Raw genomic sequence first — 16627 nt, 5'->3', positions numbered from 1 at the left:
AAAATTTCAATTCACACAGGAACCGTGATTATCATGAAAAAAAGCGCTTTATCTCTTTTTATTTGTGCAGCAATTTCATTCTCTGCTGCGGCTGAAACTCTGGTGCAAAATGAATTTGCACAGGATAATGCCACCTACACCGCAATTGTGCTCAAGCTAAAACCGACGACAGGTCTGTTAAAAGCCACAAACAATAAAATTACCTTGAGCGATTCTTCCCTGACAACCGCAAATATGTTCCGTCCGACTAACTTGCGTAGTTCTACTCAGTCCTCTGAATTGACGGAGCTTAATAAACGCTATGGTTTTGACCGTTATCTGCGCATCGAGTTACCGAAAGATAAAAGTCAGGATAAAACATATATTAACCATATTATCACCGAGCTTGAACAAAATCAGAACGTAGAGTTTGTGTACCCGGAAGCCGAGCCGGTATCGCTGGATGACACGGCCCTTACGCCACAGTTAAAGTCCTCACTGAATGATAATTTAACGTCTGCCGCCGTTCCGGATTTCCGCAATAAGCAGGATTATCTCAAAGCGCCGGATGTTAAGCGCACCGGTTATTATATGGGAGGCGTCAACCGCGACAGTGTTGATCGCTATGCAGGCAGTGCGGGTGAAGGGGTAACGATTATTTCGGCGGAGATTGATGCCTGGAATACCAGCCATGCCAACTTACCGCCGATGAGCCTCAGCTCTGGTAAGACGACGTATGTTGCAAGCCATGATCACGACACCGCTTCAGTGGGGATTATGGCGGCGAAAGATATGGGCACCGGTATTCGCGGTTTAGCCTGGAAAAGCCGGATGGGGTATGCGGCCTCCGCGAGTAATAACCTCTATAATTTAATCCCCCAGCTAAAAGCGGGTGATGTGGTGCAGATCGGGATACAAGTTGCGGGTGGTTATCCATCGGGTTGTCAGAAGGATTGCTGGGTCGCAATGGAATCCCAGACCGCCTATTACGATATTATTAAGGCGCTGACCGACAAAGGTGTTCACGTTATTGAGGCGGCAGGTAACGGGAATATCAACATGGACAGCCCAGGGTTCCGGGGGGAGTATGACGTGAATGTCCGGGACTCCGGGGCTATTTTGGCGGGTGCGTTTTGTGCGAAAGACGGTAAAAAAGCGTCGTTCAGCTCCTATGGCTCGCGCATTACCAGTTCTGCCTGGGGCTGCTGGGATGTGGTGACCACCGGTTATGGCGATCTGTATAAAAACGCTGGCGTTAACGATTCCTATACCGCGACTTTTGCCGGAACCTCTTCCGCGAACCCGATTATTGCGGGTGTGGTAGCAAGCCTGTCAGGCATCGCCAAAGCCAACGGTATTACCGTGACACCGCGTCAGATGCGTCAGATTCTGGCGGAGACCGGTACGCCGCTGGCGAACGGGGATTCGGCAAAAGTGGGGACACAGCCTGACATGGAGCGTGCGGTAGCCCGTATTATGGCGCTGAAAGACGGTAACACCCCTGTCGCTCCGGCCCCAACCGCTGCGGCAGGCGCGGATTACACCATGGTCTCCCCGACCACGGGCGTGAGCACCTACCCGCTGGATGGCAGCAAGAGCCTGAATGCCAAATCGTATAACTGGAGCGTGACAAAAGGGGCGGAAACCTTCTCGCTGGAGGCGAACCTGAACGGCACGCTGGTGAAGAGCGTGGATAGCGCGCATGCTTATGCCGTTATTCCTGCCAACAGCGAAGGAGAAGCGGTCTTCACGCTGACCACAACCGGCGCGGATGGCCGGACCGCGACGGACAGCATGACCATTAAGGTCACTAAGCCGGCGGTACCCGAGAAAGACGACACCCCGGAAAAAGACGATACGCCGGTAAAACCTGCCGCACCGGCCTATAACGCCAAAATCGCTTACCCGACCAAATGCACCAAAGTCTCTTACAACGGTAAAATTTGGTTCAACCAGTGGTATGTCAACCCGGGTCAGGAAACCCCGGGAACCGGCGGCCAGTGGGGCGCGTGGCGCGAGCAGGGTTCTTCCAGTAACAGCTGTAAATAACCCTCACGGCCTGGCATTGCGCCAGGCCTTTTTTCAGATCCTCAGCATCCCTTTCTCTTCCAGAAACGCAATAATCGTTGCCAGGCCGTCTCCTGCCTTCAGGTTGGTAAAGGTCCACGGACGCTCGCCACGCATGCGGTTGGTGTCGCGCGCCATCACCTCCAGCGAGGCACCCACGTACGGCGCGAGATCGGTTTTGTTGATCACCAGAAAATCGGATTTGGTGATCCCTGGCCCGCCCTTGCGCGGGATCTTCTCCCCTTCGGCGACGTCGATCACGTAGATCGTCAGATCCGCCAGCTCCGGGCTGAAGGTGGCGCTCAGGTTATCGCCGCCGCTTTCGACGAAGATCAGATCCAGATTGCCGAACTTCTCGCTGAGCGCTTCCACCGCGGCCAGGTTCATCGAGGCATCTTCGCGAATGGCGGTGTGCGGACAGCCGCCCGTCTCTACGCCCACAATGCGCTCCGGCTCAAGCGCGCCCGCTTCGGTCAGAATGCGTTGATCCTCTTTGGTGTAGATATCGTTCGTCACTACCGCCAGATGATACGTATTGCGCATCGCCTTGCAGAGCGCTTCCAGTAGCGCGGTTTTGCCCGAACCGACCGGGCCGCCCACGCCAACGCGCAGGGGATGTTTGTAATCAGCCATGTTGCATCCTCAGGAACGGAATAACCGTGAATATTGTGTTTCGTGGCGGGCAGAGGCGATGGCGGAAAGCGGCGTCGCCGCGCCCAGTGCCTCATCGTCACGTAAAAATGCCTGTTCAAACCCGGCGGCAAAATGGTCGCTGAGTTCGATAATCAGCTGTTGTGCGGCCTGTTGCCCAAACGGTACCAGCTTGACGCCGGCCATTACCGCGCTCTCAATCCAGCTGTAGCCCAGACTCAGCGCCAGCTCGTGCGCGCTAATACCCCAACGCACGCCAAGCCACGCCATGCCGCTGAGCTGGCTTTGCATAAACAGCGGCTGCCAGAGGGGCGGGCAGTCCGGCTCCCAGCTTTTGATGAGCCGCGTAAAGGCGGCGCCGCGATTGCGTTCTTCTTCCCGCAGTTCACGGGTTTCCCGGCAGGCGAGCAGGTATGACGTCCAGCGTTTTGCTGCCGCCAGATCGCCCTCTTCACAGGCCCGGTAGAGCCGGGCAAAAAGCGGCAGGTCGACGCAGAAAAAGCTCTGCTCCATCTGCAGGGTTTGCCAGTTTTTGAACGCCTCTGCGTCGGTAACCCAGCCTGTCTCGACGGCCCACTCCAGCCCCTGCGACCAGGTAAACGACCCGACCGGCAGGCTGCTACTGGAGAGCTGCATCAGACGCAGCCGCTGGCGGGCGAGTTCCATCAGCTCATCAGCGCCAGCAGGGCAGAGACGATAAGCCCACCGCCAAAGGTTTTACGCAGTCCGTCGTGGCGGCGCAGCAGTAACCCGACAGCGAAGCTGGCGCACAGCACCGTGGCGCTGGCCAGCATAAAGCCGCTGGTGAAGAGCCAGAAGCTGTGGCCGGACATCTCCACCCCGTGCGCCCAGCCGTGGAACATCGCCAGGGCAGGCACCGCCAGCAGCAGACGATTTTCAGTTTTAAACATCATCACGCCGCAGACGCCCAGCGAGGCGATAATCAGCATCTCCATGCCGCTAAAGCCGCCGAGCAGGCTGCCCGCAATGGCACCGACAAGCATCATCCCGAGAGTGGCAAAAGGCAGCAGCAGCTTGCGGCCGCTCAGCGCGGAGAGCACGCCCGCACCGGCGAGCATCAGCAGGTGATCAAGTCCGGTCAGCGGGTGGAAAAAACCAGCATGGAAGCTGTCGGCACCGTGTCCCGGATGTGCCAGTGCAGGCAGGGAAAAGGCCAGCAGTAACAGGGGTAAATACTTACGCATGATTAATCCTTAATGTGAATGAGCGTGAGAGTGGCTATGGCTGTGGGCCTCGCTGGTGTAGGCCCCCGCTTCAGGTTCAAACGGCAGGCTGGCGAAGGTGACCGCCAGCCCAAACTGGCGCAGCATGTCGTCGAGGACGTGATCGTGGTGATAGCGCAACTCGCCGGGCATGATTTGCAGCGGCACGTGGCGGTTGCCCAGGTGATAGCAGGCGCGGGCGAGGAGGAACGGATCGTCGCAGCGCACCACGGAGACGGACTCCGGGGCGGCAATCACTTCGATGACTTCGCTGCCGTCTTCGTTACAGAGCAGGTCGCCGCCGCGCAACAGTAAACCGCGCGGCAGCATGAGCCCGGCTTCGCGCCCGTCATTCAGCGCCACGCGGGCGCGGCTTTTCACCCGCACGTCAATCGGCAGCGTGACGCTGGCGGTAATCGGATGCGCATGGTCCAGGCGTTGGGTTAAATAGATCATCATCACTCCTCAAAACAGGAAATAGCGTTGCGCCATCGGCAGAACGTCAGCCGGTTCGCTGGTTATCAGTTCGCCGTCGACGCGCACTTCATAGGTTTGCGAATCGACGGTGATATTTGGCTGCAGGCCGTTGTGGATCATGTCGGCCTTTTTCACCGTGCGGCAGCCTTTGACCACCGCCGTGGCGCTCTGCAGGTTGAGCTGTTGCGCTATCCCCTGCGCGTCCGCAGCCTGCGAGACAAACGTCAGCCGGGTGGCGTGACGCGCGGCACCCAGTGCGCCAAACATCGGACGATAATGGACCGGTTGCGGCGTGGGGATAGAGGCGTTGATATCGCCCATCGGAGCGCAGGCGATCATCCCACCCTTGACGATGGTGGCGGGTTTCACGCCAAAGAACGCCGGGGACCAGACCACTAAATCCGCCAGCTTGCCCGCTTCGATGGAGCCCACTTCATGGGCGATACCGTGCGTCAGCGCCGGGTTAATGGTGTATTTGGCGATGTAGCGCTTCACGCGAAAGTTGTCGTTATCGCCAGTCTCTTCCGGCAGTGCGCCGCGCTGCACCTTCATGCGGTGCGCCACCTGCCAGGTGCGGAGAATCACTTCGCCCACGCGGCCCATCGCCTGGGAATCAGAGGAGGTCAGCGAGAATGCGCCGATATCGTGCAGCACATCTTCCGCAGCGATGGTTTCCCGGCGAATACGCGATTCGGCAAAAGCCACATCCTCGGCGATATCCGGGTCGAGGTGGTGGCAGACCATCAGCATATCGAGATGTTCATCGATGGTATTGACCGTATAGGGCAGGGTCGGGTTGGTGGAGGAGGGCAGAATATTCGGGTGCGCACAGGCGGTAATAATATCCGGCGCGTGGCCGCCACCGGCCCCTTCCGTGTGGAAGGTATGGATGGTGCGCCCGCCGATGGCCGCCAGCGTGTCTTCGACGAAACCGGATTCGTTCAGCGTGTCGCTGTGCAGCGCCACCTGAATATCCATCTCTTCCGCCACCTCCAGCGAGCAGTTGATGGCCGCAGGCGTTGCGCCCCAGTCTTCGTGGATCTTAAGCCCGATGGCCCCGGCGGCTATCTGCTCGCGCAGGGCATCCGGGTTAGAACCGTTGCCTTTACCCAGCAGGCCAATATTCACTGGCAGGGTATCGGCAGCCTGCAGCATGCGGGCGATATACCACGGCCCCGGCGTGCAGGTGGTGGCGTTGGTCCCTGCCGCGGGACCTGTACCGCCGCCGATCATCGTCGTGACGCCGGAAACCAGCGCCTCTTCGGCCTGCTGCGGGCAGATCCAGTGGATATGAGTGTCGATCCCGCCAGCGGTGACGATCTTCCCTTCGGCGGCGATCGCTTCTGTGGCGGCACCGATCGGGATCGTCACGCCGGGCTGAATGTCCGGGTTACCGGCTTTACCGACGGCGAAGATCCGACCGTTCTTCACGCCGATATCCGCTTTCACGATCCCCCAGTGATCGACAATCAACGCGTTAGTCAGCACCAGATCCACGCAGTCATCCGCGGTCATCTGCCCCTGGCCCATACCGTCGCGGATCACTTTCCCGCCGCCGAATTTGACCTCTTCGCCGTAGACGGTGAGATCGTTTTCGACTTCGATCCACAGCTCGCTGTCGGCTAAACGCACTTTATCGCCGGTGGTGGGGCCGAACATATCGGCATAAGCCTGGCGCGAAATCTCAGCCATTTTTCACTTCTCCCATCACGTCACCCCGGAAACCGAAAATGCGTTGCGCCCCGGTGACCTTCACCAGCGTCACTTCGCGCTTCTGGCCGGGTTCGAACCGCACCGCGGTGCCTGCCGGGATATTCAGTCGAAAGCCCCGGGTGGCTTCCCGGTCAAATTTCAGCGCCGGATTCACCTCGTAAAAGTGATAGTGCGATCCCACCTGTATAGGTCGGTCGCCGTGGTTTTCGACGATGATATGCCGGGTTTCTCGCCCGACGTTGAGGGCAATATTGCCGGACTGGATCTGGTATTCGCCTGGGATCATCACGCGCTCCTTACACGATCGGGTTATGCACGGTGACGAGTTTTGACCCGTCCGGGAAGGTGGCTTCCACCTGAATATCCGGGATCATCTCCGGTACGCCTTCCATCACCTGGTCACGCGTCAGGACGTGACGGCCCGCTTCCATCAGCGAGGCGACGGTTTCGCCATCGCGCGCGCCTTCCATAATGAAGGCGCTGATCAGCGCGACCGATTCCGGGTAATTGAGCTTTACCCCGCGCGCAAGGCGGCGTTCGGCAACCAGCGCGGCGGTGAACAGCAACAGCTTGTCTTTTTCTCTGGGGGTCAGTTCCATAACGTTTCTCTTATGTCTGCCAGATACGCGGCGAACAGGCGGTTTTGGTGGTGAGAAGCGGGCGAAGCGACTGCCAGATATCGCGCATCACCCGCTGGCAAATCAGGTTGTCATGGGAGAGAAAACGCACCGACAGCAGATCGTCAGTGAGCGTCGCCCCGGCAAAGGTATTCAGTGGTGCGAGCAGCTCACGCGCCGTGTCGAGGTGTGTTTCTCCGGCCGGATAGAACAGCAGCGTGCCGAGCCACGGCTGCCCGGCAACAGGGGTAAGATCGCCGTCGCTGAGATGCTGACGCTCAATCAGACGTGGCTCGTCATCCACCCAGACCTCAAGGCGGCTCTCCAGCGTGCCGTGGCTGAAGGTCTCGCCGATCACCGGGCGACCCAGACAGTACAGCTCCCACGCCAGCAGCGTGCTGGAGGCCTTCAGGTGGAAGACGGAGCGCAGCGCGGCATTGGCGCCGGGAAAGATAATAGTGTCCTGCGGCAGCCATTCCAGCGTGGACGCCTCATTGAGATAAAAGTGCTGGTTAAGGCGGGCCTGTGGGCCGCTGCTGCGATAGAACTTACTGGCGCCGGGCATGGTGATAAGCGCGTGGCTATTGGCGTCCAGACGTACGGTAATATCCAGCCTGTCACCGCCCACCACGCCACCCGGCGGGTGCAGCAGATAAAGGTGGCAGGTTTCCCCTTCGGGGTAGAACGGACGCTGTACCGTGAGCGGCCCGACATGGTGCGCGGCATGGAGGAGGGTTTTCTCAGGCGTGTGGCAAAACCGCAGGTCAAGCGAGGCCTGCCAGCCTTTGTACGAACTATCAGTGACCTGAGTTGCTAACATGGTGCTTCCATTCGCGCGCCCGGGAGATACGTTTCAGTATGCCCTGGCGGAAATGAAGGCTGTCATATGAGTCGCTTATGGATGGGGCCTGTATTTTGGGGCTGCGGTGGAAGGGTTCCGTTCACTATAGCTTTTCTGCTTTATGGGTATCCCGCTGCGGTGAACGTGTTAAGGGGGCCACCGCGGCCCCCTTAACAATCCCGGCTCCCGGCAAAGAAAATCGCCGCTGCGCGGTCCCTTCGGCTTATTCCCTCCGGCTATCGGGTCGGGCGTGATCCTACATCCATGTAGGTCACGCCCTCTTGGCGCATCCATGCGCCTCGCCCCGGCCTGCGGTCAACGCCTCAGCGATTTTCAGCCGGATCAGGCGTTTCCTCAACCTTCTCAGCAGCTTGAATGTGGCACGGGTGTTGAGTCCCCGCTGAAATCGGCGAATCGGAGACCGGATGACAAGGGCTGGACGCCAGGGATGGCGGCCAGAGGCGAATCGAGACAGGATGTCGAGTTGAGCCGACCGCAGGCAGCGGGTCGTGAGGTGAGCGCAGTGCGAAGCACCGATTTCGTCGCGGGGCCGCGGGGATTGATAAGGGGGCCGCGGTGGCCCCCTTATCACGTTCAGGGGTTCCGGAACGTCATATTCTGTTGGTCATAAAGTGAACGGAACAATTCCACTAAAAGTAAATAAAACCCTACCGCGTCTCTCTCTTCTTCCGCTTTAACCGCGCCCAGATTTTCGTCTCCTGACGTCGCCACAGACGCTGAATATTATCGTGATGACGCAGCAGGATAAGGCAGGAGAGCATCGACACCGGGAAGGTGAACTGGGGTTTAAACCACCAGACGTAGAACGGGGCAATCAGCGCGCTGACGATGGCGCCCAGCGACGAATAGCCGCTCAGAAGAATAGTCAGCAGCCAGGTGCCTGCCATTACGCCGGTGAGATCCCAGCCGATGGGCGCGATGGCACCAAAGGCCGTCGCGACGCCTTTGCCACCTTTAAAACCGAAGAATACGGGCCAGATGTGGCCGACACAGGCGGCAATGGCAATAAGCCCCAGCCAGAACGGGGTCACGCCCAGCGCATACGCGCCCCAGACGGGTAACATCCCTTTCAGAACGTCAAAAATCAAAACCGCTACGGCTGCTCCCTTGCCGCCAATTCGTAGTACATTGGTCGCTCCCGGATTCCCGGAGCCACTTTCGCGCGGGTCAGGTAACCCGGCAATGCGGCAGACCAGAATGGCGCTGGAGATTGAGCCGCAAAGGTAGGCGAGGAGAATCATTCCAGGCGCGATTGCACTCATAACGCTGTTCCGTTTTGAAAATGTATCTGTATTCTCAGCATCTGTGGATAATACGCATAATTCACCGGAAGTGGTATCCGGTTTAGCCAAAAAGCAGGCAGGTCGTGATGGATATTGTATTTATAGAGCAACTTTCGGTAATCACCACTATTGGTGTTTACGACTGGGAACAGACCATCGAGCAGAAGCTGGTGTTCGATATCGAAATGGGCTGGGATAACCGCAAGTCGGCAAAAAGTGACGACGTGAATGACTGTCTGAGCTATGCCGACATCAGTGAAACGGTCATCGCCCACGTTGAAGGGCAGCGTTTTGCGCTGGTGGAGCGCGTGGCAGAAGAGGTGGCAGAGTTACTGCTGACCAAATTCAACTCGCCGTGGGTGCGCATTAAGCTGAGTAAGCCGGGCGCGGTGGCGCGTGCCGCCAATGTGGGGGTCATCATCGAGCGTGGCACAAATCTGAAAGGAAAGATTTAACGTCATAATAGCTAAACCATTTTAGGTTATATCGGTCTTAAAGCTGTATCTTTCACGGTAGCTGTTGGGGCGACCGTTTTTTTATATTTTTTTAGGGGTTTATAGATGAGCGATATGCACTCGCTGCTGGTGGCGGCAATTCTGGGTGTGGTCGAAGGATTGACGGAGTTTTTGCCGGTTTCCAGTACGGGCCATATGATTATTGTTGGCCACCTGCTGGGCTTTGAAGGCGATACCGCAAAGACGTTCGAGGTGGTCATTCAGTTGGGGTCCATTCTGGCTGTGGTCGTGATGTTCTGGCGTCGTCTGTTTGGGCTGATCGGCATCCACTTCGGGCGTTTGCCACAGCGTGAAGGAGAGAGCAAGGGCCGCCTGACGCTGATTCATATCCTGCTCGGGATGATCCCGGCGGTGGTGCTGGGGCTGGTTTTCCACGACACCATCAAATCGCTGTTTAACCCGATTAACGTGATGTACGCGCTGGTGGTCGGTGGTTTCCTGCTGATTGCGGCGGAAGTGCTGAAGCCAAAAACGCCGCGCGCAGAAGGTCTGGACGATATGACGTATCGCCAGGCCTTTATCATTGGCTGCTTCCAGTGTCTGGCGCTGTGGCCGGGCTTCTCCCGTTCAGGAGCAACGATTTCCGGCGGGATGCTGATGGGTGTAAGCCGTTACGCGGCATCTGAGTTCTCGTTCCTGCTGGCGGTGCCGATGATGATGGGCGCCACCGCGCTGGACCTCTACAAAAGCATTGGTTTTCTCACCACGGGCGATATTCCGATGTTCGCCGTGGGCTTTATCACCGCCTTTATCGTGGCGCTGATTGCCATTAAAACCTTCCTGCAACTGATTAAGCGTATCTCGTTTATCCCGTTCGCGATCTACCGCTTTATCGTCGCGGCTGCGGTTTACGTGGTCTTCTTCTGACCTGCTGCCCTCAGTCTTTTGGCTGAGGGCAATGCTTTTCCTTCCACTCTGATACCGCCTGAATCCGCCGTTTCGTCAGCTCTTCGCGAATTTCCGGGCCTTTAAATCCTGCTTCGACGACCTCTTTGGTTGGCACGGCTTTGGCCACCTCCCACGCGGCGCGCAGCAAGCGCCCCTGCGGATAGTCGCACGCTTCGAACCCGGTGCGCCCGCGCACGTCAGCCTCGCTGGTGAGCGCGATCTGCTCGACGCGCTGGGGTTTACGCCAGGCATCGATGTTATCGAACAGCTTAACGATGGTGGCCGGTTTCAGGATCGGGAAGGTGTGGATAAGGTCGTGGAATTCGGCCACCAGTTTCGCCAGATCGCGGATCTCGTTCGGTACCCGCAGGCGCTGGCACAGCCCCTCGACCAGCTTCACCCCAGCCGGGCCGTGCCCGTGGTGGCGAGGCCAGAATTCTTTTGGCGTTAAGCCTTTACCGAGATCGTGGCACAGCGTCGAGAAGCGCACGTCCACCTCCGGGCTGAGCATGGCCGCCATACTGAGCGTCATCAGGGTGTGCACGCCAGTGTCGATTTCCGGGTGCCATTTCGCCGGGGCGGGTACACCAAACAACGCGTCTATCTCCGGGAACAGCACCTTCAGGGCGCCGCAGTCGCGCAGCACCTGGAAAAAGACCTGTGGATTGCGGGTGGTGAGGGCGTTTTCCGTCTCTTTCCAGACGCGCTCTGGCGTCAGGTGTTCAAGCTCACCCGCCTCGGTCATGGCGGTCATCAGCGCCATCGTCTCATCGGCAATACGGAAACTGAGATGGGCGTAACGTGCGGCAAAGCGCGCCACGCGCAGCACCCGGAGCGGATCTTCCGAAAACGCCGGGGAGACGTGACGTAAAAGACGGTTGCGCAGATCGTCCTGGCCACCATAAGCATCAACGATCTGGCCGTTCTCGTCCTGCGCCAGCGCGTTGATGGTGAGATCGCGACGCAGGAGATCCTGCTCCAGCGTGACGTCCGGCGCGGCATAGCAAGTGAAGCCGGTATAGCCGGAACCGGATTTACGCTCCGTACGCGCCAGGGCGTACTCTTCGCGGCTTTGCGGATGGAGGAACACGGGAAAATCGCGGCCTACCTGCTGGTAGCCCGCGTTAAGCATCTCTTCGGGGGTGGCGCCTACCACCACCCAGTCTTTATCTTTGACCGGCAGACCTAACAACGCATCACGTACCGCACCACCGACCAGATAACTCTTCACGCCCTACACTCCCGTTTTCTCTTTTGGCAAGATAATACGTAAGTCTGGCAGAGAAGACGAATTAGTTCATCCAGCGGTCTTTACGTTTACGGCTTGGGATCAGGTGTGGCAGAACAAGACCCAGCACCAGGCCGACACCCAGCACGCCGCCGCCATACATAAACCACTGCATGATGATGGTGCGCTGTTTGTCATCGAGCTGCAGATTAGCGGCATTCACCTTCTTCTGCGCCACAATCAGCTCATTTTTCAGTTTCTGGTTCTCTTCTTTCAGACCGTTAATCACGCTGTCGCTCTGCGCGACTTTCTGCTGCATTTCAGCGGTGCGCTGGTTCCAGGTACCGTCAATGTTGTTCAGCTTGTCGGTGAGGGTTTTCACCTGGTTTTCCAGATCCGGCACGCGGGTGCGCAGGCTTGGCACGGTGCTCAGCTCTTTCAGTGGGATCCAGGAGGTACGGCCGGAACTGTCGCGAACCTGACCATAATTGGTCTCGGTGTTGGTCTGTAACAGGGTGACTTCCTCGCCGGCATTTACCGTACCCACGAGGCGATAATTATCTCCGGGGCCGCTACGTACCCAGGTGTTCAGTTCGTCAGAAACGTAACGCTTTTCTTCAGCGTGGACCGCAGCCGCGGCGCTAAAAGCGAGTAAAGTAAGTCCAATCAGGCGTAATTTAAGCATATCAGTCGTTATTTTCATAAATAGTGGAACGATAGTAGTGGCATCAGTGTCTCTACGCAAAGGATTCGTCATCAATCAGAATCATCTGTGTCCCGATCGCCGCCGCTGCAAACTTTTTACGCCCGTCAAATTGCTCATTGCGTGGCAATTTGGCGCAAAATACTATGTACTGACAAACAAATGGCGAGGAAGTTCGCCTTCATCGACGCGTCTGTGACGCACGCAAAAGTACAAGGCTATGGCACAAGAGATCGAATTAAAGTTTATCGTCGAAAAAGACAGCGTTGACGCGCTCCGCCAGCATCTGCAAACGCTGTCCGGCGAACACCATGAACCCGTACAGCTGCTCAATATCTATTACGAAACGCCGGACAACTGGCTGCGTCGTCATGATATGGGCTTGCGCATCCGCGGCGCGAACGGGCGCTACGAGATGACGATGAAAATCGCCGGTCGCGTTGTGGGCGGTTTGCATCAGCGCCCCGAATACAATATCGACATCAATCAGCCAGAACTTGAGCTGGAACGTTTTCCGGCAGAAGTGTGGCCAAACGGCGAACTGCCATCCACCCTGGCAGCAGAGGTGCAGCCGCTGTTCAGCACCGATTTCTGGCGCGAGAAATGGCTGGTAACGGAAGGCAAAAGCCGCATTGAAATCGCCCTTGATTTGGGCGAGGTGAAAGCGGGGGAATACCAGGAGCCAATTTGCGAACTGGAGCTTGAACTGCTGGAAGGCGAGACGAACGATGTGCTGAAGCTGGCGCGTAAGCTAGTGAGTCAGTCAGGCTTGCGTCAGGGCAGCCTCAGCAAAGCCGCCCGCGGCTATCATCTGGCCGCCGGGAATGCGCCACGGGCGCTGAAAGAGACCCCTGTGTTACGCGTAGCCCCGAAAGCCAGCGTTGAGCAGGGCATGGAGGCGGCTCTGGAGCTGGCGCTTTCGCAGTGGCAGTACCACGAAGAGCTCTGGGTGCGTAATGTGAAAAACGCAAAAGCCTACGTCCTGGCCGCCATCGGTCTGGTTCGTCATACTCTGATGCTGTTTGGCGGCATCGTGCCTCGCAAAGCAAGTGCTCACTTACGCGATCTGCTGACGCAAACTGAAACGCTGATGCTCTCTGATGTGTCTGCGCAAACGGCGATCTACAGCCCGCAAACCGCGGCCGCCAAACTGGCGCTGACCGAGTTTCTGGTGACGCGCGGCTGGCGCACTTTCCTGGACGCGAAAGCCCAGACCAAAATCGCAGAAAACTTCAAACGTTTCGCAGATATCCACCTCTCCCGCCATGCCGCAGAGCTGAAAACCACCTTTGCTTATCCGCTGGGTGACCAGTACGGCGACCAGCTGATCCGTCTGACGCGCAACATCGACTGCATGCTACTGCTGTCGGGTGCCTATGATGACGTCAAAACGCAGGCATGGCTGGAAAACTGGCAGGGGCTGAAACATGCCATCGAAACCCGTCAGCATATTGAGATTGAGCATTTCCGCAACGAGGCCATTTCGCAGGAGCCATTCTGGCTGCACAGCGGAAAACGTTAACTCTGGCAAGGAACCCCTATAATGCCGCTTTCTTCGCAGTTACAGCAGCAGTGGCAGACCGTTTGCGAACGTCTGCCTGAGTCATTACCGGCGTCATCGTTAAGCGAGCAGGCAAATTGCGTGCTCACGTTCAGTGATTTTGTGCAGGAAAGTATTACTGCTAACCCGGACTGGCTGGTGGAGCTTGAAAACGCCCCGCCGCAGGCTGACGAGTGGCGGCATTATGCAGGCTGGCTGCAAAGCGCGCTGGCTGAGGTGGCGGATGAAGCCACGCTGATGCGCGTTTTACGCCAGTTTCGCCGCCGGGTGATGGTGCGCATTGCCTGGGCGCAGGCACTTGAGCTGGTCAGTGAAGAGTGCACGCTCCAGCAGTTGAGCGAGCTGGCGCAGACGCTGATTGTCGCTGCGCGAGACTGGCTTTACGCCGCCTGCTGTAAAGAGTGGGGCACGCCGTGCAGCGAGGAAGGGGTTCCTCAGCCGCTGTTGATTCTGGGGATGGGCAAGCTGGGTGGCTGCGAGCTGAACTTCTCCTCCGATATCGACCTGATTTTTGCCTGGCCGGAGAACGGCTCCACGCGCGGAGGCCGTCGTGAACTGGACAATGCCCAGTTCTTCACCCGTCTTGGCCAGCGTCTGATCAAGGCGCTGGATCAGCCGACGCAAGACGGTTTTGTCTATCGCGTGGATATGCGTTTGCGTCCGTTTGGCGACAGCGGCCCACTGGTGCTGAGCTTTGCGGCGCTGGAAGATTACTACCAGGAGCAGGGGCGCGACTGGGAGCGTTACGCGATGGTCAAAGCGCGGATCATGGGTGACAGCGACGACGCTTACGCCAACGAACTACGCGCCATGCTGCGTCCGTTTGTGTTCCGTCGCTATATCGACTTCAGCGTGATCCAGTCCCTGCGTAACATGAAAGGGATGATCGCCCGTGAGGTACGCCGTCGTGGGCTGAAAGATAACATTAAGCTCGGCGCGGGTGGCATTCGTGAAATCGAGTTTATTGTCCAGGTCTTCCAGCTTATCCGCGGTGGTCGCGAGCCGTCGTTGCAATCCCGCTCGTTGCTCCCGACGCTGTCGGCGATTGAGCAACTCCATCTCCTGCCAGAGGGGGACGCGCAAACCCTGCGTGAGGCATACCTGTTTCTGCGTCGTCTGGAAAACCTGCTGCAAAGCATCAATGACGAGCAAACCCAGACCCTGCCGGGGGATGACCTGAACCGGGCGCGTCTGGCCTGGGGTATGCGCGTGGACGACTGGGCCGCATTGACCGAACGGCTGGAGGCGCATATGGCAGGCGTGCGCCGTATCTTTAACGAGCTGATTGGCGATGATGAAAGCGAATCGCAGGACGATACGCTCTCTGAACACTGGCGTGAACTGTGGCAGGATGCCCTGCAGGAAGATGACACCACGCCCGTGCTGGCGCACCTGAGCGACGACGATCGCCATCGGGTGGTGGCGCTGATCGCCGATTTCCGCCTCGAACTCAACAAGCGTGCCATTGGTCCGCGTGGTCGCCAGGTGCTGGATCACCTGATGCCGCACCTGCTGAGCGATGTCTGTTCCCGTGCCGACGCCCCGGTGCCGCTTTCCCGCATGATGCCGCTGCTGAGCGGCATTATTACGCGTACCACCTATCTTGAACTGCTGAGCGAATTCCCGGGGGCGCTGAAGCACCTGATTACGCTCTGCGCGGCGTCACCGATGGTGGCCAACAAGCTGGCGCGTTATCCGCTGCTGCTGGATGAATTGCTCGATCCCAATACCCTCTATCAGCCGACGGCGACCGATGCCTACCGCGATGAGTTGCGCCAGTATCTGCTACGCGTGCCGGAAGAAGATGAAGAGCAGCAGCTTGAGGCGCTGCGTCAGTTCAAACAGGCCCAGATGCTGCGCGTGGCGGCGGCAGATATTGCCGGTACGCTGCCGGTAATGAAAGTGAGCGATCACTTAACCTGGCTTGCGGAAGCGATCATCGATGCGGTGGTGCACCAGGCATGGATCCAGATGGTGGCGCGTTACGGCCAGCCGAAGCATCTTGCTGAACGAGAAGGCCGCGGTTTTGCCGTGGTGGGCTACGGTAAGCTCGGCGGGTGGGAGCTGGGATACAGCTCCGATCTGGATTTAATCTTCCTGCACGACTGTCCGGCCGACGTGATGACCGACGGCGAGCGAGAAATTGACGGGCGCCAGTTCTATCTGCGTCTGGCCCAGCGCATTATGCACCTGTTCAGCACCCGCACGTCATCGGGCATTCTGTACGAAGTGGATGCCCGTCTGCGCCCGTCCGGCGCGGCTGGCATGCTGGTGACCTCAACGGAATCCTTCGCCGATTATCAGAAAAACGAAGCCTGGACGTGGGAGCATCAGGCTCTGGTGCGCGCCCGCGTGGTGTATGGCGATCCGCAGTTAAAAACGCAGTTTGATGCCATTCGTAAAGCGGTGATGACCACCCCGCGTGAGGGCAGTAAGTTGCAGACCGAAGTGCGCGAAATGCGTGAAAAAATGCGTGCGCATCTGGGCAATAAACACCGCGATCGGTTTGATATTAAAGCCGATGAGGGTGGCATTACCGACATTGAGTTTATCACCCAGTATCTGGTGCTCCTGCACGCGCATGACAAGCCGAAGCTGACCCGCTGGTCGGATAATGTGCGCATTCTGGAGCTGCTTGCGCAAAACGACATCATGGATGAGCAGGAGGCGCAGGCCTTAACCCGCGCCTACACCACGCTGCGCGATGAGTTGCACCACCTCGCCTTGCAGGAACAGCCGGGCCACGTGGCGCTCGACTGCTTTACCCGTGAACGCGACCAGGTAAAAGCGAGCTGGCAGAAGTGGCTGGTGGAACCGTGCGTAACAAAACAAGTGTGATATCATCGCGCGCAAATTGTGA

General features: G+C 58.1%; 16 protein-coding genes. 5 read left to right on the top strand and 11 right to left on the bottom strand.

From position 1 onward, the window contains the following. Nucleotides 1-33 precede the first annotated feature (33 nt). The gene (locus tag ACQG19_RS21190; RefSeq protein WP_246932596.1) at nucleotides 34-2028 is read left to right on the top strand and encodes a S8 family peptidase; all 1995 of its coding nucleotides are present in this window, start codon (nucleotides 34-36) and stop codon (nucleotides 2026-2028) included. A 33-nt stretch (nucleotides 2029-2061) separates the two neighbouring features. On the opposite strand, the gene ureG is transcribed toward ACQG19_RS21190, so the two are convergent. The 9 genes from ureG to plsY all read right to left on the bottom strand — a co-directional run bounded on the left by ureG (nucleotide 2062) and on the right by plsY (nucleotide 8851). Then, nucleotides 2062-2679 (bottom strand): urease accessory protein UreG, encoded by a 618-nt coding sequence (gene ureG, locus ACQG19_RS21185; RefSeq protein WP_222168886.1) that lies wholly within the window; start codon nucleotides 2677-2679, stop codon nucleotides 2062-2064. A gap of 9 nt (nucleotides 2680-2688) precedes the next feature. Further along, entirely contained in the window at nucleotides 2689-3363 is a 675-nt protein-coding gene (locus ACQG19_RS21180) for an urease accessory protein UreF (RefSeq protein WP_013098771.1), read from the bottom strand. Further along, the gene (locus tag ACQG19_RS21175) at nucleotides 3363-3902 is read right to left on the bottom strand and encodes a HupE/UreJ family protein (protein WP_222168887.1); all 540 of its coding nucleotides are present in this window, start codon (nucleotides 3900-3902) and stop codon (nucleotides 3363-3365) included. The genes ACQG19_RS21180 and ACQG19_RS21175 overlap by 1 nt, the downstream gene beginning before the upstream one ends. A gap of 9 nt (nucleotides 3903-3911) precedes the next feature. Then, entirely contained in the window at nucleotides 3912-4376 is a 465-nt protein-coding gene (gene ureE, locus ACQG19_RS21170) for an urease accessory protein UreE (protein ID WP_020689459.1), read from the bottom strand. 9 nt (nucleotides 4377-4385) lie between these two features. Further along, on the bottom strand, nucleotides 4386-6089 hold the full coding sequence (ureC, locus tag ACQG19_RS21165) for an urease subunit alpha (protein ID WP_023620522.1): 1704 nt from the start codon (nucleotides 6087-6089) through the stop codon (nucleotides 4386-4388). Continuing rightward, nucleotides 6082-6396 (bottom strand): urease subunit beta, encoded by a 315-nt coding sequence (locus ACQG19_RS21160; RefSeq protein ID WP_040021813.1) that lies wholly within the window; start codon nucleotides 6394-6396, stop codon nucleotides 6082-6084. The genes ureC and ACQG19_RS21160 overlap by 8 nt, the downstream gene beginning before the upstream one ends. A gap of 10 nt (nucleotides 6397-6406) precedes the next feature. Then, on the bottom strand, nucleotides 6407-6709 hold the full coding sequence (locus tag ACQG19_RS21155; protein WP_003862556.1) for an urease subunit gamma: 303 nt from the start codon (nucleotides 6707-6709) through the stop codon (nucleotides 6407-6409). Between the two features lie 10 nt (nucleotides 6710-6719). Continuing rightward, the gene (locus ACQG19_RS21150) at nucleotides 6720-7547 is read right to left on the bottom strand and encodes an urease accessory protein UreD (RefSeq protein ID WP_222168888.1); all 828 of its coding nucleotides are present in this window, start codon (nucleotides 7545-7547) and stop codon (nucleotides 6720-6722) included. 689 nt (nucleotides 7548-8236) lie between these two features. Then, nucleotides 8237-8851 (bottom strand): glycerol-3-phosphate 1-O-acyltransferase PlsY, encoded by a 615-nt coding sequence (gene plsY / locus ACQG19_RS21145; RefSeq protein WP_013098765.1) that lies wholly within the window; start codon nucleotides 8849-8851, stop codon nucleotides 8237-8239. Nucleotides 8852-8958: 107 nt separating this feature from the next. Between plsY and folB the strand changes: the two genes are divergently transcribed. After that, a complete protein-coding gene (folB, locus tag ACQG19_RS21140; protein WP_013098764.1) occupies nucleotides 8959-9327 on the top strand; it encodes a bifunctional dihydroneopterin aldolase/7,8-dihydroneopterin epimerase in 369 nt (122 codons plus the stop codon). 105 nt (nucleotides 9328-9432) lie between these two features. Beyond that, complete coding sequence (gene bacA, locus ACQG19_RS21135; protein WP_014833310.1) at nucleotides 9433-10254, top strand: undecaprenyl-diphosphate phosphatase; 822 nt, start codon at nucleotides 9433-9435, stop codon at nucleotides 10252-10254. 10 nt (nucleotides 10255-10264) lie between these two features. Here the strand turns inward: bacA and ACQG19_RS21130 are convergent, their stop codons facing one another. Both ACQG19_RS21130 and ACQG19_RS21125 read right to left on the bottom strand, forming a co-directional pair. After that, on the bottom strand, nucleotides 10265-11506 hold the full coding sequence (locus tag ACQG19_RS21130) for a multifunctional CCA addition/repair protein (RefSeq protein ID WP_020689463.1): 1242 nt from the start codon (nucleotides 11504-11506) through the stop codon (nucleotides 10265-10267). 61 nt (nucleotides 11507-11567) lie between these two features. After that, nucleotides 11568-12188, bottom strand: a complete 621-nt coding sequence (locus ACQG19_RS21125) for a TIGR04211 family SH3 domain-containing protein (RefSeq protein ID WP_246932594.1) — start codon at nucleotides 12186-12188, stop codon at nucleotides 11568-11570. 238 nt (nucleotides 12189-12426) lie between these two features. Between ACQG19_RS21125 and ACQG19_RS21120 the strand changes: the two genes are divergently transcribed. Together ACQG19_RS21120 and glnE are read left to right on the top strand one after the other, a co-directional pair. Next, nucleotides 12427-13728 carry an inorganic triphosphatase gene (locus ACQG19_RS21120; RefSeq protein ID WP_222168890.1) on the top strand — a complete coding sequence of 434 codons (1302 nt, stop codon included), beginning with the start codon at nucleotides 12427-12429 and terminating at the stop codon, nucleotides 13726-13728. Nucleotides 13729-13746: 18 nt separating this feature from the next. Further along, nucleotides 13747-16605: a bifunctional [glutamate--ammonia ligase]-adenylyl-L-tyrosine phosphorylase/[glutamate--ammonia-ligase] adenylyltransferase gene (gene glnE / locus ACQG19_RS21115; protein ID WP_222168958.1), complete on the top strand. Its 2859-nt coding sequence runs from the start codon at nucleotides 13747-13749 to the stop codon at nucleotides 16603-16605. The last annotated feature ends 22 nt before the right edge of the window (nucleotides 16606-16627 follow it).

It is taken from the genome of Enterobacter cloacae complex sp. 277I4, assembly GCF_050031465.1.
In the GTDB taxonomy this organism is placed as follows: Bacteria; Pseudomonadota; Gammaproteobacteria; order Enterobacterales; family Enterobacteriaceae; genus Enterobacter; species Enterobacter cloacae.
This window is presented reverse-complemented; position numbering and strand designations above follow the sequence as displayed.